The 1327-nt window shown below is 39.9% G+C and carries 1 protein-coding gene; it reads left to right on the top strand.

The features are described from left to right. Positions 1-1327: vWA domain-containing protein (locus VXQ92_RS18345; protein ID WP_416682769.1), on the top strand; the 1327-nt coding region annotated here is incomplete at both ends.

Genomic DNA, 1327 nt, shown 5'->3' with positions numbered 1-1327 from the left:
GAAGAATTTTAAGCCAAATAATTTGTGGTATGCCGTCTATTCAAGCTCAATGATATTCACATGGCTAATGACAAGCTCTGTGGTGCAAGCAAGTGATTTACAAATTTATGCCTCACCTACAGCAGGTAAAAAAACAATTGTGATGATGTTGGATACATCAGGAAGTATGACCAACAATAGTTATGGTGAAAACCGCTTAGCCATGCTTAAAAATGGTATGAATGCTTTTTTGGCTAGCAATAACCCTGTCTTAAATGATACGCGAGTAGGTTTAGGAAATTTCTCGGCAAATGGTGACAGCCGAAGTGGACAAATTTTAGTGGCTGCTGCTCCTTTAGGTGATGCAAGTACTTTAAATACGGTAGGCTCACAACGTTATAAATTAAAACAAGCTGTTGCTAATTTAACTGCGGGAGGCTCAACACCTTCAGCCCACGCTTATGCTGAAGCAGCTGCTTACTTAATGGGGACAACCACATATTCAGAGACGAATTATGCTATTCGTAAAGATAGTTATATCAAACGTGTAAGAAGATCTGATAATAGAACTGAATATTCATATTGTACTAATTACCGTGATTCGCAAATTGATACAGCCAACCTATGGCAACCTTGTCGTTCAAATAGTTATTGGAGTAGCTGGTCAACAAATAATCCAGGTGTGGATAATGCTACTGCTTATGATACTTCATCTGACTGGACTTATTACTATACTTATTACTACACCACTTTTAATTATGCTGTAGCAAATGCAGATAGCGGTATTCCAAAATCTAAATCAAACGATACAGCTAGCAATCCGAATATTGTTGTAGACCGAAATGCTACTAACTCCAATGCAGTGTATCAGTCACCTTTACCTGCAGTAGCGAATCGCCAGAGTTGTGATGGGCAAGGTATTTACTTCTTATCGGATGGCGAACCGAACAATACAACAAATACACGTTCGGCAAGTGTCATGTCGACTGCTTTAGGTAGTACTTTTGGAGCTGATTTTAATTGTTCTGGAGGTTTATCTAACACTACGGCAGACTCTGGTTGGGCTTGTATGGGGGAGTTTGCAAAAAGATTATTTGATAAAACAAAGAACCCTGCCGGAGTTTCTATTCAAACAGCATTTGTCGGTTTTGGTAGTGACTTTTCTAGTTTGAGTTCTTCTGATGTAAAAAATGCCTGCCGTTTAAGTTCGAGAACCCAGTCTGACCGAAAAGGAGATGATGCGTGTTCACCGAATCAATCTACAAATGCGGTAGCTGCACCAGGTTATGGGAATGGTGGTTTTTTCCCTACTCAGAGTTCACAAGGCGTAACAGACAGCGTTATCGCA

Source organism: Acinetobacter sp. 228 (assembly GCF_048147885.1).
Note: the sequence above shows the minus strand (reverse complement) of the source record. Positions and strands in the feature narration are given on the sequence as shown.